Raw genomic sequence first — 26137 nt, forward strand, 5'->3', positions numbered from 1 at the left:
TATGCGAAAAATATACGTTCTATTTATACTGCCTTTTTGGTGTTTGGGTGCAGATTTTTCTACTTTGTATAAAAAGCATTATCGAGATGCTATTAGTGAACTGAGTAAGCTTAAAGTACGTAGTTCAAATAAGAAATTGGTGACTGAAATGTATAATGAATTTCTAAATCATCAAAACTCAAAAAACAACAACGATATTACTATAAACTTGATGTTGTTAAGTAAAGTTTCATATTCATTAAAAACCTATGATTATGATGTGAATAAGAAGTTGATATCTGAGTACTTGTATACGCTGACTGAACATGATGAAGACCATATTAGAGCATATACAATCACTAATATTGGTCACTTGTCGAGAAGTAAAGATTATTTATTTTTAAAAGATGGTTTGCTTAAAGAAAATAAAGATTTCAAGCATTATATTTGGGCTTTATATTCTAATTGTAACTATAGAAACGATCTTGCAAGTGAAAAGATTGAAATTAAAGATAAAGAGCTTAGAAATTATTATAACTATAGGAAAAACGATCTAACAGATTTTTTTGAATGTTAAATAAAATATCTAACAACTATATATTCAGCACTGTGCTTTAAGTAAAGATAAATCTCCAATATCCCGTGAGGTACTTTCGTAATAAGTCCAATGAGAGTATCTCCCTAGACAGGCCGAAAAAGCTTTCGAGCGAGCGCCCGGCAAAATTCGATAGCAAAGCTCTAATCGGTGACTGGGAAAGACATAGGAAAAGCGCGATGGGTACCAAAGGAATTGGTAGGGCAGTGTTTTAGGGCGTTTTGCGTGATTGATCCAATATTTAGTGATGTGTGAAGAGCGAATGTGTTTCCAATGCGACTCCAATGCAATCTTACTAACCACTAGAAGCGGAAATTATGGGACAAATTTTGTCAGTTTTAAGGAATATCTCACATTTTTTGTACATTCCGTGGTTAGATCGTGAGACAGGTCACATCAATTCTTTATCGATTAGACTAGAGTTAACGGTAGTTTATTCTCGATGCGTTTACAGTCATCATTTTGGAGCGCCCTGTGTTACTAAACAGGGAATCGTTCAGAATTAGAGATGTGTGATGGCTGACTCAGGACTTTCTTAGTTTTACTCTCATGGATTTGGCCCAAACGGCCCGTTAATTCGGCTAATGGGTTAGTGACGCCGAAGAAACCCATTATAGCCATGTGAATAAGGTTTAAAGCAGTGAGTAAAAAGCCGCAAATAGTGCGATTTTCCAATGATGAATCAGCGACGCCAAAAGCAACGCTGCCGGTGATGCTTAAGGAGATCGAGTCACTTGCAGAAGCTGAATTAGAGCGGTTGCTGAATACCATGCTCGATTCTGCCGACGACAAGCTGTTTGACATGGCGGATAAATCCAACGAAGTCTATTTTTTCAATGCCATGCGTATTGTCCGCATTAAGCGTAAAGGCTTGGTTAACACCTTTAAACAAGAATTCCGTAATAATTTTTCCAGTCATCTGTTAACCAATGATCTTGAAAACCATGACGATAATATCGAAAGCCTGGAGCTGGATAATATCGCTTTGGTTCAAAAAGACGATTTGGAAGAAGATTTGGCATTGGATGCGATGACCAATAAAGCCAGATCGGCTAATGCTACTCCATTACGGCATATGGCTACTCGCCTTGATACGATTTGCACAACGGTGACGGTTGATGGAAGCAATAACCCGCTTGATCCCAGAGCGATTTGTCAGGCGTTTAAAGTCTCCAGCAAATTACTGGATTTGGATATCGAATCATTGCTGGTGGTTTATAAGCTGTTTGATCGGTTTGTGATGAATCAGTTAGAAGAGCTTTATAATGATGTTAATCGCGAATTTGCCGAAAAAGGCATATTGCCCGACTTACACAAATTAAAGCCGAGAAAAAAATCCACCGAATATCGACGCAGACGAACTGATAATATTGATTCTGATGAATCTTATGGGCATGCAGAAACTGGTGCTGAACTCGAACGCAGTGATATCCGCGAAGAAGTGTTTAATACTCTGCAAAGTCTGTTGTCTGAGAAAAAAGTGTCTTACCCGCAACAGCAACCGTCCATTAATACCGAGCAGTTGGTATCGGCCCTTACCAATCTACAGCATGATCAAGGCTTTGCGTCACAAGATCTTAATACGCCACAGCAAATAAAAACCGTAATTGGCGGTTTGTTACCCTCCACCGGCGGGCAAGTAAACGGCGGCACCATTGGTAATGTAAACGACGATGTGATTGATATCATTACATTGTTGTTTGATGTGATGCTTGAGGATCGTAATTTACACCCTGACATCAAAGCTGAAATTTCACGGCTTCAAATCCCGATGTTAAAAGTTGGACTGGTAGACCGCAGCTTTTTCAGTGAACGCAGTCACCCGGCAAGGCAATTATTAAATGAGCTGGCGAAACTTGGCATTGGCTGGAATCCTTCTGCGGCAGAAACGCGCGATCCACTACTGAATAAAGTGACGCAAGTTGTTGAGCGAGTAATCAATGAGTTTAAATCCGATATTGCTCTGTTTGATCAACTGCTGCAAGAACTTGAGCAATTTAAAGAGTCTGATCAACGCCGGGCTTCTATTCTCGAAAAACGAATGCGCGAAGCGGAAGAGGGTAAAGCGCGTTCCGAATCTGCTAAAAGAACGGTTAATTCAGAAGTTGCCAGAATTTGTCATGGTCGGGTCATCGCCGAACCGGTGAAACACATATTAAAAGAAGCCTGGACCAATGTTTTATTTTTAGAGCAACTAAAACCAGGTGGTGATGAATCCTATAATAAAGCATTAAAAGTGGCGGAGTTTCTGGTTTGGAGTGTGCAACCAAAATCGACAGAAGAATCTCGTGCCAAACTTAAAAAGGTTATGAGTAGCCTTATTAAAAATTTAAAAGTGGGCATGGATAAAATTTCCTTTAATCCCTATCGAGCCAGCCAGTTGCTTGCCGAACTTGAGGATTGCCATAGAGCTATCTTATCGCTGCCAATTCCTTCTGAAAGTCCGGAAGTTGAAGCAAATGAGCAGTACGAGCCTGCTGAACTGGATGTTCCGGTCGTTCATGAAAAAGTGACGGAGCAGGTATTAACCGAACTGGCTCTGCCTGTGGAGTCGTCAGACGTATCGAGTGACGCTGCAGATTCCGGTTCCAATGAAGCGAGCAAGCTTGCAGAGGATGATCCTGTCTATGGACAGATTGATGGTTTGCAGGCAGGTGTCTGGGTTGAACTGGAGCAGCAAGACGGAACATCACTGCGTTGTAAACTGGCCGCTTTTATTGCGTCGGTGAATAAATACATCTTTGTTAATCGAACCGGTATGAAAGTGGCCGAGTTTAATCGAAGCAGTCTGGCCGATGCGATGAAACAAGGTGTGGTTTCAATTTTGGATGATGTCGCTTTGTTTGACCGGGCTTTAGAGTCGGTGATCACCAACTTACGAGCTATGAAAGAAGCATAGTTGAAGAAGCATAGCTGAGCTGGTTTAATCGATTTTGATTTGATAGATCATGGTTTGATAGTTCCTGACTTGATAGTTCCGTCTTTAAGTCGCTTAATATCTACTAATAACTAAACATCGTCCGAAACACTCTATTGATTTTCAGACACTCCTCTGGTTAACATTCTGATTCACATTTCCTGTCGGATAAACTTTTGAATACACTTAATATACAGTCCTGTCCGTCACCTCATTATAATGAGCGTCCGGCAGAAGCTCTGATCGACTTATTGGTTATTCATAATATCAGTTTGCCGCCTGAACAATTTGGTGATGATTACATTCATCAATTTTTTCAGGGTAATCTGGACTGCTCAATTCATCCTTATTTTGACACCATTAAAGAGTTACAGGTTTCGAGTCATTATCTAATCGATCGAACCGGAAAAATCTTTCAGTTTGTGGACTGTCGTAAACGAGCATGGCATGCGGGTGTTTCATCTTGGCAAGGGCGAGAAAACTGTAATGACTTTTCAATAGGGATTGAACTAGAAGGCAGCGACGCAATTCCTTACACCAAAGAGCAGTATCAGTCACTGGTGATATTGACCAAACAGCTGCAACATGAGTTTCCGGCCATCACCAACCAAAATATTGTCGGTCACTGTGATATCGCACCGGGGCGTAAAACCGATCCGGGAGAAGCCTTTGACTGGGAGTATTTTCATTCGCTGCTGACTGCAGGTAAACTGTAGTCTCATAAATAATAATTAGAGAACGCTTATGACATTGCTGATTTTAATTGCCGTGTTAGTGACGGAGACATTCTGGACTCAAATTTCAGAGCTGCGCCGACATCAATATATAGTCAGCTACGCTGATAAGTGGCAGGCGCTGTTCGATAAAAATAACTCACTGAACCCCTGGTTAGTGATGGCCATTGTATTGGCACCGCCATTGATATTAGTGGCGGTACTTATTGAAGGTCAGCAGGGCGTTATTGGCTCTTTATTTGAGTTGGTGCTTTCATTGCTTGTGGTGACCTGGTGTTTGGGGCCTCAAAGTCTGGCGGTTTATTATCAGAGCCTTACCCGTTCAAACAGTGAAGATACGGAAACCGAAGACTCGGAACAGCAAGGCGGTCAGCAACAGGCTGAAGCCCTGTTTGATTATGTGCATCAGGCATATTTTGGTGTGATTATCTGGTTTGTCTTACTGGGGCCTGTGGCAGCTCTGGCTTATCGAATGGTGGCGACTCTGGCCAGTCGTTCCAGTGTTACAACTAATGACTCTATAAATAATGACGATGAAGCCGATGCTAGCGAGTATGAGGAAGTACCCAATAGTAACCGTCTGTGGCAAACCGTTTATTATGTTGTCGACTGGATACCGTCGCGGCTGACCTGCCTGATGTTTATGTTGACGGGTAACTTTTCCAAGGGGTTAAGTGCGGTTCGGCAGGGATTATTTGATGCCGAGTACGATAATAGCCAACTGGTGCAGGAAGCCGGTTTATCATCACTGACGCTCGACAATGAATCTGATTATCTATCGGAAGCTCGTCAACTGACCGAGCGTAGCTTGTTGCTGCTGATGGTTTTGGTGGCTTTGGTGTCGTTTTTTCAGTTTTAGGTGTTAAGTTTTAAGGGCTGATGAATTCAATGGGTGATGGTACGCTGAAGCGCTGTCACTCAGGTTTCTTAATGACCGACAATGAAAGTACGATAACTGGGCTTGAGTTGCACTCTATTGGTGCTGCATAACAACTTCGGTGTAAGATTATTCCAAAATTAGAAAGTTGATGGCTGTAAGTTACATTTATTTCGTAAATTAATTACAGAAATCAACTGGTATGTCCTTCTTTTTCATCATGCCTCTGGTATCATACGTCACCAAAATGCACGACTAAAGCCTGTAACAGGCTACAAATGCACTCGTTGACGCCTCTGTCACAGAACATCTCAATGTCGGTTTTCATCGATTTGGCAGGCCGTTTTCGGCAAATGTCGTGCTTCCAGTTAGCAATGACCAACAGTTTGGTCTTTAATTACACCTGTATTCACACCCATTGAGGTGTAAATGAACAATAAAAGAGGAATTCAGTTGATGGCGGTTGATGCAAAAAATGATGTCGATCCAATTGAAACGCAAGAGTGGTTAGAGTCTCTTGAAGCGGTACTCGAAGAAGAAGGCGTCGATCGTGCGCACTATCTTCTGGAACGACTGATCGATAAAGCTCGTCGTTCTGGCGCTCATGTCCCTTATGACGCAACCACGGCTTATCTGAATACCATACCGCCTTCGCAAGAAGCGCATATACCGGGCGATCAAGAAATGGAGCGCCGGTTGCGTTCGTTGATTCGTTGGAACGCCATAGCCATAGTGTTGCAAGCCACCAAAAAAGACCTGGATCTGGGTGGTCATTTATCCAGCTTTGCCTCTTCAGCAACTTTGTACGATGTTGGCTTTAATCATTTTTTCCGCGGTGACAGTGGTGATGCCGACGGTGATCTGGTTTATTTTCAGGGGCATGCCTCGCCGGGTGTTTATGCTCGTGCTTTTCTGGAAGGGCGTCTTGATGAAGATCAGCTTGGCGCATTTCGTCAGGAAACCGATGGCAAAGGCTTGTCGTCGTATCCCCATCCCTGGTTAATGCCGGAGTTCTGGCAATTCCCGACGGTATCCATGGGGCTTGGGCCTATTGCAGCTATTTATCAGGCACGTTTTTTAAAGTATCTGGAAGATCGGGGACTCGCGAAAACCAAAGGCCGTAAAGTCTGGGCGTTTCTTGGCGATGGCGAAATGGACGAGCCGGAATCGCTTGGCGCCATATCATTGGCCGGTCGTGAAAAACTCGACAATCTTATTTTTGTGATTAACTGTAATCTTCAGCGTCTTGATGGTCCCGTTCGCGGTAATGGCAAAATCATTCAGGAACTTGAAGGTGATTTCCGCGGATCAGGCTGGAATGTGTTAAAAGTTATCTGGGGTCGTTACTGGGATCCACTTCTGGCACGAGATACCGATGGTTTATTGTTAAAAACCATGGAAGAAACCGTTGACGGAGAGTATCAGAACTACAAAGCCAAAGGGGGTAAATTTACCCGTGATAACTTCTTTGGCAAACACCCCAAGTTATTGGAAATGGTTGCCAATATGTCGGATCAGGACGTGTGGCGTCTTAACCGGGGTGGTCATGATCCATCCAAAGTTTACGCAGCTTATCATCGCGCGGTTAATCATAAAGGCCAGCCGACCGTTATTCTAGCCAAAACTGTCAAAGGTTATGGCATGGGTGAGTCCGGTGAAGGTAAAAATGTTTCGCACCAGGTGAAAAAGATGAATCTGGAGGCGCTAAAATTATTCCGTGATCGTTTTAATATTCCAATCAAAGACGAAGATTTGGAGCAGGTACCGTTTTATCATCCCGGAGAAGATTCCGAAGAAATTAAATATTTAAAAGAACGACGTAAATCACTCGGTGGATACTTACCAGTTCGTCGTCCTAAATCAGAAGCGTTAGAAGTTCCGCCAATGAAAGCGTTTGAGTCGATTACCAAAGGCTCCAATGGTCGTGAAATTTCAACCACCATGGCATTTGTTCGTATGCTGAATACGTTACTTAAAGATAAAAAACTAAGTGACCGAATAGTTCCCATAGTACCGGATGAAGCGCGTACTTTTGGTATGGAAGGCATGTTCCGTCAGTACGGTATTTATTCTTCGCTTGGTCAATTATACGAACCCGTCGATTCGGATCAGGTCATGTTTTATCGTGAAGATAAAAAAGGTCAGATTCTGGAAGAGGGCATCAATGAAGCCGGTGCATTCTCCAGTTGGTTAGCCGCAGCTACAAGTTACTCAACCAACGACTTCCCCATGATCCCGTTTTATATTTATTACTCGATGTTTGGTTTCCAACGCATCGGTGATTTAGCGTGGATGGCAGGTGATATGCAGGCGCGAGGCTTTTTGATCGGCGCAACCGCAGGTCGAACAACCTTAAACGGAGAAGGGCTACAGCATCAGGATGGTCACAGTCATGTTCTGTCTTCAACCATTCCTAATTGTGTCAGCTACGATCCAACCTACGCTTATGAACTGGCATTAATCATTCGTGATGGTATGCGTCGAATGTATGAAAATCAGGAAAATGTTTTTTATTACCTGACCACCATGAACGAAAACTACGAGCAGCCAGCCATGCCTGAAGGTGCCGAAGAAGGCATCATTAAAGGAATGTATTTGCTTAAAGAAGGCTCTAAGCCGAAGAAGAAGCAACCCCGTGTTCAGCTACTCGGTAGTGGTACCATTTTACGAGAAGTAGAAGCGGCCGCTGAACTGCTGAAAAAAGACTGGAAAGTGGATGCCGATATCTGGAGTGTGACCAGTTTTAATGAGTTACGACGAGATGGCCTTTCCGTGGATCGTGAAAACCTGCTTAATCCGGAGTCTAAACAAAAGAAATCATTTGTTGAGCAAAGTCTGGAAAAGCAGCAAGGTCCGGTGATTGCCGCAACGGATTATATGAAAGTCTATGCTGATCAAATCAGAAACTGGGTACCCGGTTGTTACAAAGTATTGGGTACCGATGGCTTTGGCCGCTCGGACAGTCGTGAAAAATTAAGAGACTTCTTTGAAGTGGATCGTCATTACATCACGATTGCTGCATTAATGGCGTTAGCCGAGCAAGATGAAGTTAAACGAAAAACCGTCGCCGATGCGTTGAAAAAATACGACATCGATGTCAACAAACCTAATCCGCTAACAGCTTAAGCGTCTGATAAAAAGTTTGGAGAATAAAGTGACGAATTTAGTTGAAGTGAAAATTCCTGACATTGGCGATGCATCGGATGTGGATGTTATCGAAGTGTTGGTGAGTGAAGGCGACCGAGTTGAAAAAGAAGACTCGTTGATTACTCTGGAAACCGATAAAGCGACTATGGATGTTCCTTCTTCGGAAGCCGGCGTTGTGAAAAAAGTTAAAGTATCCACCGGAGATAAAGTTTCGCAAGGCGATGTGATTTTAATGGTAGAGCCAGAGGGCGATGATGATGCTGAAGGCTCTGATGACGACGAAAAAGATGAGTCCGAATCAGACGGTTCCGATGCAGATGATTCTGGTTCAGATAACTCTAGTTCAGATAATTCAGACTCAAATGATTCAGACTCAAATGATTCAGACTCAAATGATTCAGACTCAAATGATTCAGACTCTGATAAAACCGATAAATCGGATGCAGACGACAAGAGTTCTGACAAGGACAAATCTGAGAAATCAAAAAGCAAATCGTCGCGCGGCTCAAGCAAGCAGGAAATAAAAGTTCCGGATATTGGTGACGCCAGCGATGTAGACGTGATTGAAATTTGCGTGTCAAAAGGCGATACGGTTGAAAAAGACGACAGCTTGATTGTTCTTGAAACCGATAAAGCAACGGTGGATGTACCTTCTTCTGCTTCCGGAGAAGTTTTGGAAATAAAAGTCTCGGAAGGCGATAAAGTCAGTCAGGGCTCGGTGATTTGCATAATGAATGTAACCGACGGCGGCGACTCATCGGAAGACGGTGCTTCTGAAAAAAGTTCCTCTGATGATGATTCTTCTAAAGACAGTTCTTCTAAAGATAGCTCATCTGAAAAGGATTCATCCGACAAAGATGACTCTGAAAAAGCGGATGAAAAAAGCGATAAACAGTCGTCTTCTAATTCCAAACGGGCACCGGTACCCGATTACCCACAACAAAGTCGTAAAAAATCCGAAGGTTTGGTTCATGCCAGTCCTGCAGTAAGACGATTTGCCCGTGAGTTAGGTGTCGACTTATCGAAAGTCTCCGGCACCGGTGTAAAAAACCGTGTAGTAAAAGAAGATGTGCAAAAGTATGTAAAATACGAACTGTCTCGGCCTAAAGCGACCGCAGCAACCGGTTCTTTTGCCATGCCAGAAATGCCAGACATCGACTTTAGCAAATGGGGTGAGGTAGAGAAAAAGCCACTGTCCCGTATTCAAAAAATCAGCAGCGTTAATTTGCATCGTAACTGGATCACCATTCCACATGTTACACAGCACGACGAAGCCGATATTACCGAGTTGGAAGCGTTCCGAAAGTCGATGAAAGAGGAAGCGGCAAAATCCGGTGTTCGTTTAACACCATTGGCTTTTGTAATGAAAGCTCTGGTGCATACGCTAAAAGCATTCCCAAGATTTAATTCGTCACTGGCGAATGACGGTGAAAACCTGATTATGAAGAAATACTTTCATATTGGTGTCGCTGCCGATACCCCGGAAGGATTGGTGGTGCCTGTGGTGCGCGATGTGGATCAAAAGTCCGTGTACGACATAGCGGCTGAACTGGCCGACTTAAGTGCCAAAGCCCGAGATAAGAAACTGGGCGCAGATGCCATGCAGGGCAGTACATTCACTATATCGTCGTTGGGCGGTATTGGTGGTACTGCATTTTCACCGATTGTGGCATGGCCCAATGTTGCCATTCTGGGGCTAAGTAAAAATCAGATGAAGCCGGTATGGAATGGTAAAGAATTTGAGCCACGCCTGATGTTGCCAACGTCACTGTCTTACGATCATCGTGTGATTGATGGCGCAGATGCCGCTCGTTTTTCGGTGCATTTATCGCAAACATTGGCAGATATTCGCAGGGTGTTGTTATAGCCTGTGGTAATCGCCGGTTTTAGACATTAAATTTGGGGTTGTTGGCTGCTATACGCTACAATTCGCACACTTTTACGCTAACGCAATGAAATTATACAGAGGGTCACATGAGCAAAGGTGATATTCACGCACAACTGGTTGTACTTGGTGCTGGACCAGGCGGTTATTCTGCGGCGTTCCGCGCAGCTGACTTAGGACTGGATGTGGTGTTGGTTGAACGTTATTCAACACTCGGCGGTGTTTGTCTTAATGTTGGGTGTATTCCATCTAAGGCGTTACTGCATACCGCTAAAGTGATTGACGATGCCGAGCATATGTCATCACACGGTGTCAGCTTTGGTAAGCCAAAAATTGATCTCGATAAAATTCGCGATTACAAAGATGGTGTAGTGGGTCAGTTAACCAAAGGTTTGGCCGGTATGGCAAAAATGCGCAAAGTTAAAGTTGTGCAGGGTGAAGCCAAGTTTGCTTCAGACAAAAGCCTAAATGTTACTGACGGCGACGGCAAAAAACAAACTGTAAGCTTTGATAACTGTATCATTGCCGCGGGCTCTCGGGTGGTGAAATTGCCATTTTTACCTGATGACGAACGCATTATGGATTCTACTGGCGCTTTGGAGCTTAAAGACATTCCAAAGAAAATGCTGGTATTAGGTGGCGGTATTATCGGTCTTGAAATGGCAACCGTTTATCGTGCACTGGGTGCCAAAATTGATGTGGTAGAAATGTCAGAGCAGCTTGTTCCTGCGGCTGATAAAGACGTTATGAAGGTTTACCAAAAGTTTGTTTCCAAGCAAGTGGATGAAATAATGCTTGAAACCAGTGTGACTAAGGTTGAAGCGAAAAAAGACGGACTTTATGTGACCTTTGAAGGTAAAAATGCACCTGAGAAACCACAAAAATACGATCGCATTTTATCGGCAGTCGGCCGTCGCCCGAATGGTGACTTGCTGGATTGCAAAGCCGCGGGTGTTAATGTTGATGATCGCGGTTTTATTGCTGTGGACAAACAACTTAAAACCAATGTGCCAAATATTTATGCCATTGGTGATATTGTTGGGCAACCGATGCTGGCGCACAAAGCCGTGCACGAAGCCCATGTGGCAGCCGAAGTTATTGCCGGTAAGAAACATTATTTTGAGCCGCTTTGTATCCCTTCTGTGGCGTACACAGATCCAGAAATTGCCTGGGTCGGTGTAACTGAGAAAGAAGCAAAAGAGAAAGGCATTAAAGTTGAAACGGCTGTTTTCCCATGGGCTGCAAGTGGTCGTGCAATTGGGGTTGGTCGAACAGAAGGTTTCACTAAAACCATTTACGATAAACAGACAGGTCGTATCATCGGTGGCGCAATTATTGGTGTGAACGCTGGTGAGTTAATTGCCGAAGTAACTTTGGCAATTGAAATGGGCTGTGATGCAGAAGACTTGGCACTTACCATTCACCCGCATCCTACCCTGTCAGAATCAGTGGGCTTTACAGCAGAAGTGATTGAAGGTTCATGTACTGACTTACCACCAAAACGTAAGAAGTAAATCGAACTCAAAAACACTCTATACATTAAGAATGTGTATACGTTAAGAAAAATGAGTTGAGAACTGTCTCGATTTAAAGCTTTAAAACAAAGCTTTAAAAAGGTGCCGAACTGGCACCTTTTTTTATACCTTTCGAAAAGATAAGGCGTGAGATTTGTTTTACGGTTTTTATATTTTTTCGCTTATTTATCAACAATCAACGACTTACTTTCGTCATCAGGTTCATCAAGACGGGGCACGCCGTCGGCGCCATCGACAGGGACTGCTTTGGATTTACTTAAAGCGGTGACCGCCGATCCTGCAACAACTAATAACGCGCCAATAATGGATAAGTTGTTGACCGGCTCTGGCTGTAAGAACTCGGGTGCAAAATAATGGGTTATTTGCATAAATAATAATGTTAGCAAGGGCGTTAAGGCTAAGGTTGCACTGACTCTGGACGCCTCCCAATGATCCAGTGCTTCGGCAAATGCGCCATATGCGATTAACGTATTGGCGCCACAAAACAGTAACAACAACCAGCCAAGTCCATCATAATGCTTAATGGTAAGTGGCTCGGCGTTCGGTAAAAACACCAGTATTCCTACCAGATAAATCATGACCATAATTTCTTCAGAAGCGTAGTCTTTAAGTAATTGCTTTTGTGCCAAAGCATAAGCTGCCCATAGCACGCCCGCAGTAAAAATGAATAGCATGCCTATGGTGTAATCACTCAGCGTTGTCAGCAACTCTTCAAGTCGTTGGTTAAAAAATAAAACCAGACCGAAACAAAAGGTAATCAAACCGATCCATTGTTTAAATTGAAAGCTTTCTTTAAATAAAATAAGACCGCCAATCAGCAGTAACATGGGCGCTGTCTGGATCATAACTTGAGCAGCACCAGGAGTAATGTAAGACAATCCAACCATATACAAGATGTAATTACCCAGTAAGCCTGCAATAACAATAATTGCCAGCATAAGCAGTGATTTATCTTTGAGTTTGCTCAACTTGGGCAGTCGACCTTTTACCCAGAGATAACCAAACAGAGCTACTCCGGCGATTAAAAATCGATACCAGGTTATGGTGACAGGATCACTGTATTGTAATAGCCCTTTAAGTGCGATGGGTAACAAGCCCCAAAGCATTGCGGTCAATAAAGATAACAGCAAGCCAAGCTGCCATTGTCCGGTGGTTTTATGCATTAAATTTACCTCTAATTGAATAAGGCGATTATGAGCATCTTGTATTGAAAATACCACCATAAGATCAACTTCAAATAGCTAAACATTATTAAACGTTTAGTTATTGGTTAAATCATAAAGTTAAATAGAAAAATTACTTTTAGTGAACCTGATAGTTAAGTCAAATGCAGCCATAACTGATATTTTAAACGAGTTATGCTAAAGTGAATGGTAATTAACTTGAGGAGATTAATTCATCTATGACACAAGAAAACTCAAACCAATCATCTAATGGATTATCGGCAAATATCAAGCTGTTAATTGGAGCAGTCATCGTATTAGTCGTTGCTGTTGCGCTTTACTTTATTACTTCTGAAAAAGAAAAAACAGAAAGCCTACCAGATTTTTCACAACATAAAGATATTAAAAAAATGAAACAGGCTTTTTTCTCTTATCTGAAACCTTTGGCAGAACAGGTTAATCAGTCAATCAAACAAGATAAAGTAGAGTTCGATCAACTTTATTCAAGCTTTGAAAAAAATAACAGTCTTTCAGACGCGCAGTGGCAAGATATTTTTGAACTGGCAAAAAAGTATCGCATGGATGACGATGCACTAAGTAAAAATACAGAGCTGTTGGAAGAGTTAAAACTACGAATTCATCCGCTACCGACTTCTCTGGTACTGGCTCAGGCGGCCAATGAATCGGCTTGGGGGCGTTCACGATTTGCAAAGCAGGGAAATAATCTGTTTGGACAATGGTGCTTTAAAAGTGGTTGCGGAATAGTACCAAAGAGCCGGCCGGAAGGAGAAACTTATGAAGTCGCATTTTTTAACTCACCAAAGGCTTCTATAAAAAGTTATATGATGAACTTAAATACATTTAGTGCTTATGAAGAGTTAAGAGAAAAACGTCAGCAACTGATTGCTTCCGGTAAACGTGTTACAGGTAAAGCACTTGCGGAAGGCTTGTTAAATTACTCAACACGACGTGAAGAGTATGTTAAAGAAATACAAGCCATGATCCGCCAGAATAATTTAGAGTAAGCATGTAAGAATAAGTCATCGATGCAATATAAGGCCTGTTTTTCAGGCCTTTGTTGTTTTTATCATAAATAAAACAGTAAAAAACGGTTGCAACAGCTACTATTTGATTTTAGTAAAGAATAAAAGAGCACTCAGTAAAAAAATTACGAATTATAATAAATAGGGGAGGTGATTATGAAATTTCTAATTAATGGGTTATTGGTAATTTCCATGACCATTATCAGCACTTTCGCGATAGCTGCGGATAAAAAAGCGCTTGTGGGTGGCCGCCTTATCGATGGCTTTGGCCATCGTCCATTGCAAGACAGTGTTATTCTGGTGAACAATGGGGTAATAAAAGCAGTTGGTACCGTGAGCACATTGAAAGTGCCAGATGACTACAAGGTTATCTCCACCGAAGGTATGGATGTATTACCGGGTCTTTGGGAAAATCATGCGCATCTAATGCTAAATGGTCACGCTGATTATGAGCATTGGCGGCCGACTTATATTGATCGACTGGCTGATGAAATAATGCCAGCCAGTGCTGTGCAGTTATTACTGGCAGGGGTTACCAGTGCTCGTGATTTGGGGGCGCCACTGGAACCTTCCTTGTCGGTTAAACAACGTATCAACCGTGGTGAAATTCCCGGACCTCGGCTGTATGTTTCTGGGCCATTTATTCAACATAAACCTTATCCGGGTACCGAGCATTACCGTTGGGGTGTTTCGAGTGTCAGCGATGCCAAGCGTAAAGTGAATAAACTTGCGAAAGCTGGTGTAGATATTATTAAGCTTATTGATCAAGACAAAATGACGTTAGCCGTCGCTCAGGCCGTTGTGGATGAAGCGCATAAGCATAATTTGAAAGTTGTTGGCCATTCACATCGTCCGGATGAAATTCGTCGGGGATTAAAAATTGGTGTTGATAATTTTGAACACACCGGATTAACCACAGCACCTGAATACCCGGACGATATTATTCGCCTGTTGAAAGAGCGCACTGCCACCGGCCGTGTTGCTGGCGGCCCTCTGTTTTGGACGCCCACCGTCGAAGGTCTGTTCCAATACGAGTTAACGGTCGATAATCCGGAAAAGCTAGACGATACCTGCTGGCATCGTGGATTAAAGCAAGATACCATTGCGGATATTAAAGCGTCTCTTTCCGAGCCGGGAAAGCTTGAATATATGCAATTAACGCCTCTTCGAAAACCAACTCTTAAGCGTAAAATTGCTCAGCTCAAAGATACTGGTGTGGTATTTTTGGTTGGCACTGACAGTGGTATTCCGACAAAATTTCATTGTCAAAGTACCTGGAATGAGCTGGCAATCTGGGTTAATGAAATGAGTATTCCTGCAATGGACGCCATTCGCTCCGCAACCTATTGGCCGTCGGTAATGATGGGCGTTTCAGACAAAGTGGGAACCATCAGCGAAGGAAAGTACGCAGATATTATTGCCGTCAGAGGCGATGTGCTTCGTTATATTAATTTATTAGCGGATGTTGATTTAGTTATGAAAGAAGGCGTGCTCTACAAACAACAGGGGCGAGTTATTGAGTCGGCATTAACAGCAAAACCATGATTGTTAATGTTACTTAGTGCTTGCAGTGCTTTTTAGAGGGTAGGGCCTAACGTTCAGTCTCTAATTTTGCTTTCTTAAACTCAGTCTCTCATACTCAAGCCGTATCCATTAACCAAACGCACGGCACTACTTAAGAGTCCATTGATATCAATGGACTTTTTTTTCTTCTATTTTCTTAAAGCGCCCCGAAACTTAAAGTCTCTTACTCACAAATTAGCACTAACTAAAGCATTTGCACATCTCAATGCAGAATTATTTGTTGGTGAATTGAGTAAGGATCGCCTTCCTGGCTCTTAATATCCAGATAAACTTGACAGCGCTATCATTATTTGTGAAATTAATATGACAGCGTTGTCAAAAAAGCTTTGGTATCAAAGTAATAAAGCTTGGGCTTAATTCAGTTTAGTTATGTTGTTAAAGATTTTAATAAGTATGATGACGTTGCAAGTGCTACCTAAAGCATTCAAAAGCTTCGTGGTTGGGTAGGTTACTCATTATGAATAACAGGTTAAAAGAGTAATCGACTAAAAAGCGGTTACTTCGTTAAGAGCGAAGTTTATTCTGGATCCTTTAAGGCTGTTGGATTCTAAATGATTTAATCGAATTACTCCTTGACTGAATAATAAACGAGGAGATTGTCATGAAGTCCTTTATAAAGCTGCCGGTTATTGGTGGCTTAATTTTTTTCACCGCCTCTGTGGCGGCTTACGACTGCACCAACCTTGAGCAATGGCAAAGCAGCTCTGTGTACAATGGTGGTGATCAGGTTCAGCATAATCAAAATGCCTATCAGGCGAATTGGTGGACGCAAAATCAAAACCCTGAGTCGCATTCTGATCAATATCAGGAGTGGTCTTTACTGGGAGCTTGTGATGGCGATGGTGAAAACCGGGCACCAGTAGCGGACGTTAACGGCCCTTATTCCGGACTGGTCAATAGTTCCATTGCTTTCAGTAGTGCCGGTTCATCCGACTCCGATGGCAACATTGCCAGTTATCAGTGGGATTTTGGTGATGGTGCTTCCAGTAACATGGCTGATCCACAACACAGTTATTCTGCAGCAGGCGTTTATACCGTATCGCTCACCGTAATTGATGATGGCGGTTTGTCGCATTCAGCGAGTACCACGGCAAGCATTAACGAGGATGATCAAGGCAATTGTGATGCGCCTTCCTACATGGCCGGTACTCAGTATCAGGCAGGTGATGTTGTGGCGAACGGTGGTCGAAAATATCATTGTGATATTGCCGGCTGGTGTTCATCGTCTTCTGCCTGGGCGTATGAGCCGGGTGTTGGCGCTCATTGGCAACAAGCCTGGACCGATGTTGGAGAGTGTCGGGATACAGGTAATCAAACACCGGTTGCACAAGCGAATGGGCCTTACTCGGCAATGGTTGATCAAGCCGTTGCATTCAGCAGTAACGGATCAATGGATCCTGATGGCACGATTACCGAATTCAATTGGGAATTTGGCGATGGTCAGTCGAGCTTGCAGGCCAATCCTTCTCACAGCTATACGAGCGCAGGCAGTTATACCGTAACTTTGACGGTTACAGATAACGAGGGTGCCACAGCCAGAGTAGCAACAACAGCCGATATTACTGCGGCTGGAAATCAGCCACCAGTCGCCAATGCTAATGGCCCTTATGTGACAGACGTTGCGCAAGCGGTTTCGTTTAGCAGTGCAGGCTCGTCTGATCCTGATGGCTCCATTGCGCAATACTTATGGGAGTTTGGCGATGGACAATCGAGCAGCGACGCTAACCCTCAACACAGCTACAGCAGTGTCGGCGATTACAGGGTTCAACTTACGGTTACCGATAATGAAGGCGCCACCGCAGTAGCATCCACTCTAGTCACGGTTCGAGATGGCAACACAACTCATGGAAGTAAAGTCATAGGTTATTTTGCCGAGTGGGGCGTTTATGGTCGCAACTACCACGTTAAAAATATTCATACCAGTGGTTCCGCTGAAAAGTTAACCCACATTATGTACGCGTTTGGTAACGTTAAAAATGGTGAATGCACCATTGGTGATGCTTACGCTGCATACGATAAATTTTACGGCGCGTCAGAAAGCGTCGATGGAGTTGCTGATACCTGGGATGCTGGTGCATTGCGCGGTAACTTTGGCCAGTTACGTCGCTTGAAAGAAATGTATCCGAATATCAAAATTGTCTGGTCTTTTGGCGGTTGGACCTGGTCGGGTGGATTTGGGCAAGCCGCAGAGAATCCACAGCAATTTGCCAACTCATGTTATGACCTGGTATACGATTCTCGTTGGGCAGATGTGTTTGACGGTATCGATATTGACTGGGAATACCCGAATGAATGTGGACTGAGTTGCGACAACAGTGGTTTTAATGGCTATCGTGATTTAATGCAGGCACTGCGCGAGCGGTTCGGTAACGACAAGCTGGTAACCGCAGCCCTTGGTGCTGGTGAAGCGAAATTGAACGCTGCTAACTATGGCGGCGCTGCTCAGTACGTCGACTTCTATATGCTCATGACCTACGACTTCTTTGGCGCATGGGCGAAGCAGGGACCAACAGCACCTCATTCACCATTGCACAGTTACAACGGTATTCCGATTGACGGATTTTACAGCGATAACGGTATTCAATTGTTGAAAAGCAAAGGCGTACCGGCGGATAAAATTTTGTTAGGCATCGGATTCTATGGTCGCGGTTGGACCGGAGTATCGCAAAGTGAACCAGGTGGTTCGGCAACGGGTGCTGCCCAGGGGACTTATGAGGCGGGTATTGAAGATTATAAGGTTCTAAAAAATACCTGTCCGTCGAATGGTGTTATTGCCGACACAGCCTACGCTTACTGTGGAAATAACTGGTGGAGTTACGATACACCAGCCACTATTAACGGAAAAATGAACTACCTGAAGCAACAGGGTCTGGGTGGTGCCTTTTTCTGGGAATTATCCGGCGATACCAGCAATGGTGAGTTAATTAAAGCCATTGATGACGGTTTACAGTAAGTTGAATATTTAATAATTAACGAAGGAAGTTTTAGCGATTATTACGGCACTCAAGGATGAGTGCCGTAATTATTTTTACCGAGAAAAAATACAGTAACAAATATAAGAGTGAAACATTTACCTGACTATTTTACGCACCGAGTCAGAACAATTGCTCAGGGTGGCTTTTTTGATAATTTTTTATTCGATTATTTTTGGCTCGCCAGTCCGTTAGTGCCATAACACTGGCAATGGTTGAGATCAGCACTAATACACCGGTCGTTTGTTGACTTAATGTGGATAACCACAAGATGATATAAGGCGCAAGAACGGCTATAAAAGTGATTGTCATGGCCATAATGGCTAGTCGAACCAGCCACTTTTCAAGTAACGCATGGCACTCCTTCTGATTAACAAGTTGTTCTATGTTGGTTGAAAAGTTCACTGGTATATCGGGTACAGGTGTTTGCTTAATGGCCTTATAAAGCATACGGTACTGTTGAATGTTGTGGTCGTTAATATTTTCATTTATACCAGAGTTATTAGCGGTTGTTGTCGTTGTTGTTGCACCGCTTTCTGCCAACTGTTGATATCGTTGTTCTTCTATCTGCTCCTGCTCTGTATCGGTACTTTCGCAGAAAAATGTGTTGTTATCACTCGGCATAATTTATCTCAATCCTGGTTATCATTATTACCAATTAACTCTTTATTTAGTTTATGTCGTAATTCTCGCCGTGCACGAAACAAATGACTTTTTATGGTACCCGCTGGTATATCGGTGATTTGTGCTATTTCAGGCACCGACAACTCATCCAGATGATAGAGCGAAACCACTGTTCTTGAAACCGGTGGCAGTTGCTGCATCAGTTGCTCAACTTTTTGATACATTTGTAATTCAGCCAGATCCCGGCTTAAGTCGGCCTGATCACACAGGCTTGTTATGGGATCAGCAGTGTCATTTGATTGTTCACCACTTTCTCTATTATTGGATGTGTTTTGGAACTGCCATTTACTGGCTTTTTTTAGGTAGCGGCTTGCAATATTAAATGCGATGCGGCCAATCCAGCTCGAAAGTGCGCTTTCGTATCGAAATTGATGCAGCTTTTGATGCACGAGCATAAAAACTTCCTGACTGAGTTCGCGTGTATCTTCAGGATGTTGCACCATTCGATAAATAAGGTGCCACACTAATTTTTGATGCTGATGAACCAGTTGAGCAAACGCACCGGGTCGGGCAGACAAAACATTCATAACTAGCTCTTTGTCCTCCACTTTGCTCAATCGACGTCCTACCTTTCTGGCTCATTCACAAAACGCTTGGCGCTCTTTTATATGTACTGTTTGATTGCGGTTTCGTCTAATAGAGTCTCAAATAGTGATCCTGGTTGCAAAATATGTTCGAAATAACACAACTATTCTTCTGTGCACTGCAACCAATTAATGATTTGTTGTCTCTATTAACCCTGTAAGTCGTTCTATTGACTGGTGTGAGTAGGAGAGTGGAATGGAAGAAATAGTCTCAATGATAATCCCTATGGTGGGATTTGTGTGTTTGGTAGCGATTATAAAAGTGGTAACCGACAATAGGGTGCGGCGACGTCTTGCTGAAACTCATGCGTCAGATGAAGTGGTTAAATCAATGCTGGAATCCGAACAGAGTAGTCAGCGAGAAGGGGCTTTAAAGTGGGGCATTGTATCTGCAAGTACCGGTGCTGGACTTATTATCATTGATATACTCTCTCTATCATCTGAGCAGGTGTCGACTTATGGCGTTATTATTGTTGCTGCTGGCGTGGGGTTGTTGGTGTATTACAAATTGATGAAAAGTAAATCATAGGTAGATAATTGACTCAACCGCTTTACATGGTGAATTGACCAAAGCGGTTGAGTAACAGCCAACAGATTATTGTCTGTAATAGGCGTCTATCTAATGGTTTAAACCGTAAACTTTTTCTTTAGCTTTTTGTCGACGGCTTTGTTTTTTAAAGTTACGTATTGTGGCAGACCATTTTTAAACGGCGGGTAAGACTCACCTTTAATCAATGGTAGCAAGTAATCACGACACGCTTCGGTAATATGGAAACCATCTCGAGTAATAAAGTTGCGAGGCATCATCTTTTCCACATTGGCCACTTGCTCCAAGGGTGCTTCGCCAATTTTCCAGCCGTAAGATTTGGTTTTCTTTCGATCAATAGTCACCATTACGGCATTTTTGCCTTTTAATGCGTATTCAACAGCGGCTTTACCTACGGCATAAGCCTGATCGACATCGGTAGCGGAAGCAATATGGCGTGCGGCGCGCTGTAAGTAATCGGCAACGGCCCAGTGGTATTTATGGCCAAGTTCATCTTTCACCATTTGCGCCACAACAGGGGCAACACCGCCAAGTTGTTTATGACCAAAAGCGTCGGTGGAGCCTGCATCGGCTAAAAAGGTGCCATCTTTATATTGCGCGCCTTCCGAGACTACAATGGCGCAATAACCGTATTTTTTCACACAGCGATCAACCCGCTTTAAAAACTTCTCTTTGTTAAATGCGATTTCCGGAAACAGTATGATGTGCGGTGCGTCACCCTCGTTTTCTGCAGCCAGCCCGCCTGCGGCTGCAATCCAGCCTGCGTGACGACCCATCACTTCCATAACAAAAACTTTGGTGGAGGTTTTTGCCATAGACGCCACATCAAAACCGGCTTCACGTATCGACACACCAATGTATTTGGCAACAGAACCAAAGCCTGGGCAGTTGTCGGTGAATGGCAGATCATTGTCGACAGTCTTTGGGATATGAATGGCTTGTATTGGGTAATCCATCTGTTCCGATAATTGAGACACTTTTAAGCAGGTATCGGCTGAATCGCCGCCGCCATTGTAAAAAAAGTAACGAATATCGTGGGCTTTAAATACTTCGATCAGTCGTTCGTATTCGGCTCTGTTTTGCTCAAGACTTTTCAGTTTGTAACGGCATGAGCCAAACGCGCCAGAAGGCGTGTATTTAAGAGCAGCAATATCTTTTTTAGATTCTTTGCTAGTATCGATAAGTTCTTCGGTTAAGGCGCCAATAATGCCGTTTCGGCCTGCGTAAACTTTGCCGATTTTGTCTTTGTGCGCACGAGCGGTTTCGATCACACCACAGGCAGATGCGTTAATAACGGCCGTTACACCACCAGATTGAGCATAAAATGCATTGTATTTTTTTTTGCGAGCCATTGTGTTCCTCGGTTTGTATTGGCGTTCACTGATTGATGTCGGCTATTATAGAGCAAATTAATGCCATCATAAATTGCGGTGTCTAATTTCTGTGCTGTTTTCTGAGTTAAAAAAACTGTGGCAAATCACCTGCTTTCAGCGATCGCCCGAGTGCCTGCAATACTCTCGCGTATTTTTAGCATTGTTGCTGGGTTTGATTTGTCTGGCACAGTGGGTTGCCAAACAGCAGTCGATGCCGGAGCAACAAGGTTTTTTATGGCTTTATCTGGTTGTTATATTGTTATTGATCCGGGTATTGCCGTTTATCTTGTTTAATAAATCAGAACGGCTTGTGCAGGGGCTGACGGCACTGTTTGGTACCGATTTAATTATTTCATTGCCACTGCTTACTGCACTGATGGTGTTTGATGCAACGGAAAAAAATATTATTCTGGCGGTGTTATTTTTATTATCGAGCACCTGGCGTTTAATGGCCAATACCTTTATCTATAAGTTCAGCCTAGACATTGGCTGGATTAAGTCTGCGGCACTGGTGTTTATTTTAACCGTGGTTAACATTATTGCTGTGAGTAGCATTGCCAATTTATTGGAGAATTAATTGAGTCAAAAAATTCATATATCGGCGGTTTGCGGCACCTTTATGGGTGGTATTGCGCAGCTGGCTAAACAGAAAGGCTTTGTCGTTTCAGGCTCCGATAAAAACTGCTATCCGCCCATGAGCGATCAGCTGCAGCAAGCGGGTATCGAATTACAGGAAGGATTTCGGGCAGAAAATTTACAACCAGAGCCCGATTGCGTGGTGATTGGTAATGCCATGAGTCGTGGCAATCCTGAAGTGGAATATGTTCTGGAGCGGGGTTTAAATTATCGTTCGGGTCCTCAGTGGCTGGCGGAAAATATTTTACAGGATAAATGGGTTATAGCCGTTGCCGGCACCCATGGAAAAACCACAACCTCATCAATGGTCGCCTGGATTCTGGAATACGCCGGACTAAACCCGGGATTTTTAATTGGTGGTGTGCCGGAAAACTTTGGGGTGTCGGCGCGATTAACCGACTCCATTTTCTTTGTTGTCGAGGCCGATGAGTACGATACGGCGTTTTTTGATAAGCGCAGCAAATTTGTGCATTACCGGGCAAGAACCACAGTATTGAATAATCTTGAATTTGATCACGCGGATATATTTGATGACATCACGGCGATAGAAACCCAGTTTCATCATCTGGTGAGAACCATTCCGGGTAATGGACTTGTGATACATCCACAAGACTCCGAGTCGTTGAATCGAGTTCTGCAACGGGGGTGTTGGACGCCCTGTCAGTCGATGGGTGAGCAGGGTGACTGGGCTTTTGATTTAATCAACGACGATGGTTCCTGTTTTGATGTGACCTTTAAAGGCAAAGTGCAGGGACGGGTTAACTGGCAACTGATTGGCCTGCATAATGTCCATAATGCTCTGGCTGCAATTGCTGCAGCTCATCATGCTGGCGTTACCATTACCGATGCGATTGACGGCATAAACCAGTTTAAAAGTGTCAAACGCCGGATGGAGCTAAAAGGTCGGGTCAATGGTGTTTCTGTTTATGACGATTTTGCCCATCACCCAACGGCTATCGAACTTACGGTTCAAGGGCTGCGCGCCAGTATCAAAGATTCGCCAATGATTGCGGTGGTGGATGTGCGATCCAACACCATGCGAATGGGCTATCATAAAGACAACATTATTCCGGCGATGCAGGCCGCGGATGTAAAAATTATTCACGACCCGCAACACATTGATTGGGGGAGCGATGAAACCGTCATTATTTGCGAAACCGTTGAACAGGTCATTCAGCAGATAGGTCGTTATGTGACATCAAACAGCCATGTATTGCTGATGAGTAATGGCGCATTTGGCGGTATCTACGATACATTGTTGGCTACGCTTCAAAAGCAGTCTTTCAGCCGTTAAGGATTATTATGACCTATCATTCCATTACACTTGCGATCACCGGTGCTTCTGGCTCGGCTTATGCTGTCTCATTGTTGCAGCAATTAAGGCAGCATTATCAAACCACTTATTTATTACTGTCGGATGCGGCAAGAGTGGTGTTTGCCACTGAGCTTGGCTGGTCAATGCCAGATAATCAGGCAAAAACATTGGCTTTACTGGAGCAAAAAATACCGGGTGAAGGCACCATAGAGTTATGTTCCAGTCATAACTGGATGTCACCGGTTGCCTCTGGTTCGGCAGCGCCGAAACAGATGATTGTTTGTCCGTGCAGTACAGGTACTTTGTCGGCTATTGCAACAGGCGCCAGTGATAATTTATTGGAACGAGCCGCGGATGTAGTAATTAAGGAACGCGGTCAACTTATCCTGATGCCACGTGAAACGCCATTTTCCACCATTCATCTGCAGAATATGACTCAGTTGTCCCAGGCCGGGGTGACTATTATGCCCCTGGCGCCGGGTTTTTATCATCAACCCGAAAGCATCGACGATTTAGTGAATTTTATGGTTGCCAGAGTGCTGGATCATCTTGGCGTCAATCATCAATTAATGGATCGCTGGGGCTATAAGACCAAGAAGTGAATTTTAAAACCAGTAAGTAAATTTGAAAATTAGAATCCAACCGTTAATAAAAGTTTAGACTGATCACACAGTGCTTAACATTGAGGAGGAATGCCGCTCTGGCGAATTTTTTGCTCAAGAAAGTTTTGTTCGGTAAACAAGTCATCATGATTTTTATTCTGACGATTGTAGGTGGCTAATACATCGGTAAACTCTTCACAGGTAACTGGCGGGCTTAAAAAGTCACCGCGAATGCCATCACATTTCAGTGTTTCCAGTAATTTAACCTGTGAAACACTGCTAACATCCAGCGCAACCACGCGAATTTTAAACTTACGACAAATGCTAATGATGGCTTCCATCATAAGACGGGATTGTTTGTCGGTTTCAATACTGTTGATTAGTGTGCCATCAATTTTAATTTTTTGGATATAGCCCGACGACAATAGACGTAGTGAAGATGGCCCAATGCCAAAATTAATTAAGCTGATTTTACAGCCAAGATAATAGAGTTTCTTTAAGCTTTCGTGACCGTAATCGCATTGGCTATTTAAGTCGGTTTCATTAACTTCAAACTCTAAGCTGGATCCTTTTAGCGAGTAACGATCCACCAGTTCTCTCACCACCGATGCGCATCGTGCAGAGCAAAGAAACTCCTGATACAAAGGGATCACCAGTCGGGGTATGTAACGAAATGATTTTTGCCACTGGCGATGTTGTTCGCACGCAGAACGGATCAACTCAATATTCAGTAGTGCTGTTTTGTTACCGCGTTCGGCGGTTTGTAATAATGCCCGTTCACTGTCGAGACCGGGTACGGGCACCGATGCAATTTGTCGTATGGCGCATATTGCACCACTGCCAAATTCCAGTTCGGGCTGAACAAAGTTTTTAATCTGGTTAAATTGAAGAGCCGTTTTTAGTTTTTTCTGCTGGCCATTCAGTTGTCGGATATTTTCGGCAATTTCGGGGGTGAAAATACTGACGGAATTTCGACCGTTTCGTTTTGCTTCATACATGGCCAGATCAGCAAAGTGCAATAAATCTTTAAAGTTATTGCCATCTTCCGGGTAAATACTGACCCCAATACTGGTGGTGATAATCAGCGATAAGTCATTGTGTTCAAATGGCCGACTGAGCTGATGCCGAATGGAATCAATGACGCGTAAAATGGCGTCGGTTTTATCAAGCTCTTCAACCAGTAGACAAAACTCATCACCTGCCAACCGACACAGTACATCACTTTCCCGTATGGAATGACCGATACGCTGCGCCAGTTCAATTAAAATGGAATCGCCAATTTGATGACCGTGGGTATCGTTAATGGTTTTGAAATGATCGATATCAATAAACACTAAAGCAAAAGGTTTATTGTGGCGCGCGGCCCGCTTAATGGCTTGATCCACGTATTCGCTGAAAAATAACCGGTTAGGCAATTCTGTCAGTGGATCCCGTTGGGTAAGCGTTTGGTCAGTGATTTTTTGTATAGACTCATTTTGTATCGAGTCATTTGGTTTAGAGCTATTGGGCTCAGAACTACTAAGCTCAGAACTACTGGACTTAAAACTATCAGGGGCATTGTTATTGAGAGCAGAGTTGTTGAGAACAGAAGCACTTGGTGAGTCAGTCAGCTTTATATACTCGCGTGCGACATCCTCGAATAAACTGGCCAAATCAATTTTGTGCCCGTTTTTGGATCGATCAACAAGTGCAGGGTCAAGCAAGTTGACCAGCTGAATCAGTTTCTTTTTGTTATGTGGCATTATTCTTTTTGTGTCTGCGAAAACTAACAACAGCTGCTCCAAAACACTGTTGTCCCCCTGTTTCCGGCTTTACAACCGGCTCCCCATTTATTGCATACTGCTTTAAAAGTAGCTGACACTGCAAATATATCGGCTATACGGCTTATTTTTATTGATAGCCTGTTATTATAAGCTTCAGCTTTTTGCCAAAAATAGCGCTCAATACCAAAGCCGCTCAAAGATT

Annotated in this window: 19 protein-coding genes; 14 read left to right on the plus strand and 5 right to left on the minus strand. The window is 43.4% G+C overall.

All coding sequences use genetic code 11. The features are described 5' to 3' along the window. Position 1 precedes the first annotated feature (1 nt). The 7 genes from C8D97_RS01255 to lpdA all read left to right on the plus strand — a co-directional run bounded on the left by C8D97_RS01255 (position 2) and on the right by lpdA (position 11648). Positions 2 to 556 carry a hypothetical protein gene (locus tag C8D97_RS01255; protein ID WP_109761522.1) on the plus strand — a complete coding sequence of 185 codons (555 nt, stop codon included), beginning with the start codon at positions 2 to 4 and terminating at the stop codon, positions 554 to 556. Between the two features lie 658 nt (positions 557 to 1214). Further along, positions 1215 to 3473: a DUF1631 domain-containing protein gene (locus C8D97_RS01260; RefSeq protein WP_146196055.1), complete on the plus strand. Its 2259-nt coding sequence runs from the start codon at positions 1215 to 1217 to the stop codon at positions 3471 to 3473. Between the two features lie 194 nt (positions 3474 to 3667). After that, on the plus strand, positions 3668 to 4207 hold the full coding sequence (gene ampD, locus C8D97_RS01265; RefSeq protein ID WP_245411368.1) for a 1,6-anhydro-N-acetylmuramyl-L-alanine amidase AmpD: 540 nt from the start codon (positions 3668 to 3670) through the stop codon (positions 4205 to 4207). A gap of 28 nt (positions 4208 to 4235) precedes the next feature. Further along, positions 4236 to 5084: a regulatory signaling modulator protein AmpE gene (gene ampE / locus C8D97_RS01270; RefSeq protein WP_109761525.1), complete on the plus strand. Its 849-nt coding sequence runs from the start codon at positions 4236 to 4238 to the stop codon at positions 5082 to 5084. 474 nt (positions 5085 to 5558) lie between these two features. After that, complete coding sequence (gene aceE, locus C8D97_RS01275; RefSeq protein ID WP_109761526.1) at positions 5559 to 8228, plus strand: pyruvate dehydrogenase (acetyl-transferring), homodimeric type; 2670 nt, start codon at positions 5559 to 5561, stop codon at positions 8226 to 8228. Positions 8229 to 8256: 28 nt separating this feature from the next. Next, the gene (gene aceF, locus C8D97_RS01280) at positions 8257 to 10116 is read left to right on the plus strand and encodes a dihydrolipoyllysine-residue acetyltransferase (RefSeq protein ID WP_109761527.1); all 1860 of its coding nucleotides are present in this window, start codon (positions 8257 to 8259) and stop codon (positions 10114 to 10116) included. Between the two features lie 107 nt (positions 10117 to 10223). Further along, positions 10224 to 11648, plus strand: a complete 1425-nt coding sequence (lpdA, locus tag C8D97_RS01285) for a dihydrolipoyl dehydrogenase (protein WP_109761528.1) — start codon at positions 10224 to 10226, stop codon at positions 11646 to 11648. A gap of 182 nt (positions 11649 to 11830) precedes the next feature. Here lpdA and C8D97_RS01290 read toward each other — a convergent pair whose 3' ends face one another. Beyond that, entirely contained in the window at positions 11831 to 12832 is a 1002-nt protein-coding gene (locus tag C8D97_RS01290; protein WP_109761679.1) for a DMT family transporter, read from the minus strand. 239 nt (positions 12833 to 13071) lie between these two features. Here C8D97_RS01290 and C8D97_RS01295 point away from each other — a divergent pair, with 239 nt between their 5' ends. From C8D97_RS01295 to C8D97_RS01305, 3 genes are all read left to right on the plus strand, one after another. Further along, positions 13072 to 13857, plus strand: coding sequence for a glucosaminidase domain-containing protein (locus C8D97_RS01295; RefSeq protein ID WP_109761529.1), 786 nt, complete (start codon positions 13072 to 13074; stop codon positions 13855 to 13857). Positions 13858 to 14031: 174 nt separating this feature from the next. Continuing rightward, positions 14032 to 15420: an amidohydrolase family protein gene (locus C8D97_RS01300; protein WP_109761530.1), complete on the plus strand. Its 1389-nt coding sequence runs from the start codon at positions 14032 to 14034 to the stop codon at positions 15418 to 15420. A 640-nt stretch (positions 15421 to 16060) separates the two neighbouring features. Then, positions 16061 to 18412: a glycosyl hydrolase family 18 protein gene (locus C8D97_RS01305; protein ID WP_109761531.1), complete on the plus strand. Its 2352-nt coding sequence runs from the start codon at positions 16061 to 16063 to the stop codon at positions 18410 to 18412. Positions 18413 to 18554: 142 nt separating this feature from the next. Here C8D97_RS01305 and C8D97_RS01310 read toward each other — a convergent pair whose 3' ends face one another. Further along, positions 18555 to 19055, minus strand: a complete 501-nt coding sequence (locus tag C8D97_RS01310; RefSeq protein ID WP_109761532.1) for a PspC domain-containing protein — start codon at positions 19053 to 19055, stop codon at positions 18555 to 18557. A gap of 8 nt (positions 19056 to 19063) precedes the next feature. Continuing rightward, a complete protein-coding gene (locus C8D97_RS01315; protein ID WP_109761533.1) occupies positions 19064 to 19642 on the minus strand; it encodes an RNA polymerase sigma factor in 579 nt (192 codons plus the stop codon). Between the two features lie 253 nt (positions 19643 to 19895). On the opposite strand from C8D97_RS01315, the gene C8D97_RS01320 reads away from it, so the two are divergent. Continuing rightward, a complete protein-coding gene (locus C8D97_RS01320; RefSeq protein WP_109761534.1) occupies positions 19896 to 20228 on the plus strand; it encodes a DUF6249 domain-containing protein in 333 nt (110 codons plus the stop codon). Between the two features lie 98 nt (positions 20229 to 20326). Here C8D97_RS01320 and C8D97_RS01325 read toward each other — a convergent pair whose 3' ends face one another. Continuing rightward, entirely contained in the window at positions 20327 to 21598 is a 1272-nt protein-coding gene (locus tag C8D97_RS01325; protein ID WP_109761535.1) for a 6-phosphofructokinase, read from the minus strand. A gap of 91 nt (positions 21599 to 21689) precedes the next feature. On the opposite strand from C8D97_RS01325, the gene C8D97_RS01330 reads away from it, so the two are divergent. The 3 genes from C8D97_RS01330 to C8D97_RS01340 are packed head-to-tail and all read left to right on the plus strand — an operon-like array spanning position 21690 to position 24172. Continuing rightward, positions 21690 to 22196 carry a hypothetical protein gene (locus C8D97_RS01330; RefSeq protein ID WP_109761536.1) on the plus strand — a complete coding sequence of 169 codons (507 nt, stop codon included), beginning with the start codon at positions 21690 to 21692 and terminating at the stop codon, positions 22194 to 22196. Then, positions 22197 to 23549: a UDP-N-acetylmuramate:L-alanyl-gamma-D-glutamyl-meso-diaminopimelate ligase gene (mpl, locus tag C8D97_RS01335; protein ID WP_280951640.1), complete on the plus strand. Its 1353-nt coding sequence runs from the start codon at positions 22197 to 22199 to the stop codon at positions 23547 to 23549. A gap of 8 nt (positions 23550 to 23557) precedes the next feature. Next, positions 23558 to 24172 (plus strand): flavin prenyltransferase UbiX, encoded by a 615-nt coding sequence (locus C8D97_RS01340; RefSeq protein ID WP_109761537.1) that lies wholly within the window; start codon positions 23558 to 23560, stop codon positions 24170 to 24172. 74 nt (positions 24173 to 24246) lie between these two features. Here the strand turns inward: C8D97_RS01340 and C8D97_RS01345 are convergent, their stop codons facing one another. Then, positions 24247 to 25914: a putative bifunctional diguanylate cyclase/phosphodiesterase gene (locus tag C8D97_RS01345; protein WP_109761538.1), complete on the minus strand. Its 1668-nt coding sequence runs from the start codon at positions 25912 to 25914 to the stop codon at positions 24247 to 24249. Positions 25915 to 26137: the final 223 nt, after the last annotated feature.

The sequence above is a fragment of the Pleionea mediterranea genome (assembly GCF_003148745.1).
Lineage (GTDB): Bacteria > Pseudomonadota > Gammaproteobacteria > Enterobacterales > Kangiellaceae > Pleionea > Pleionea mediterranea.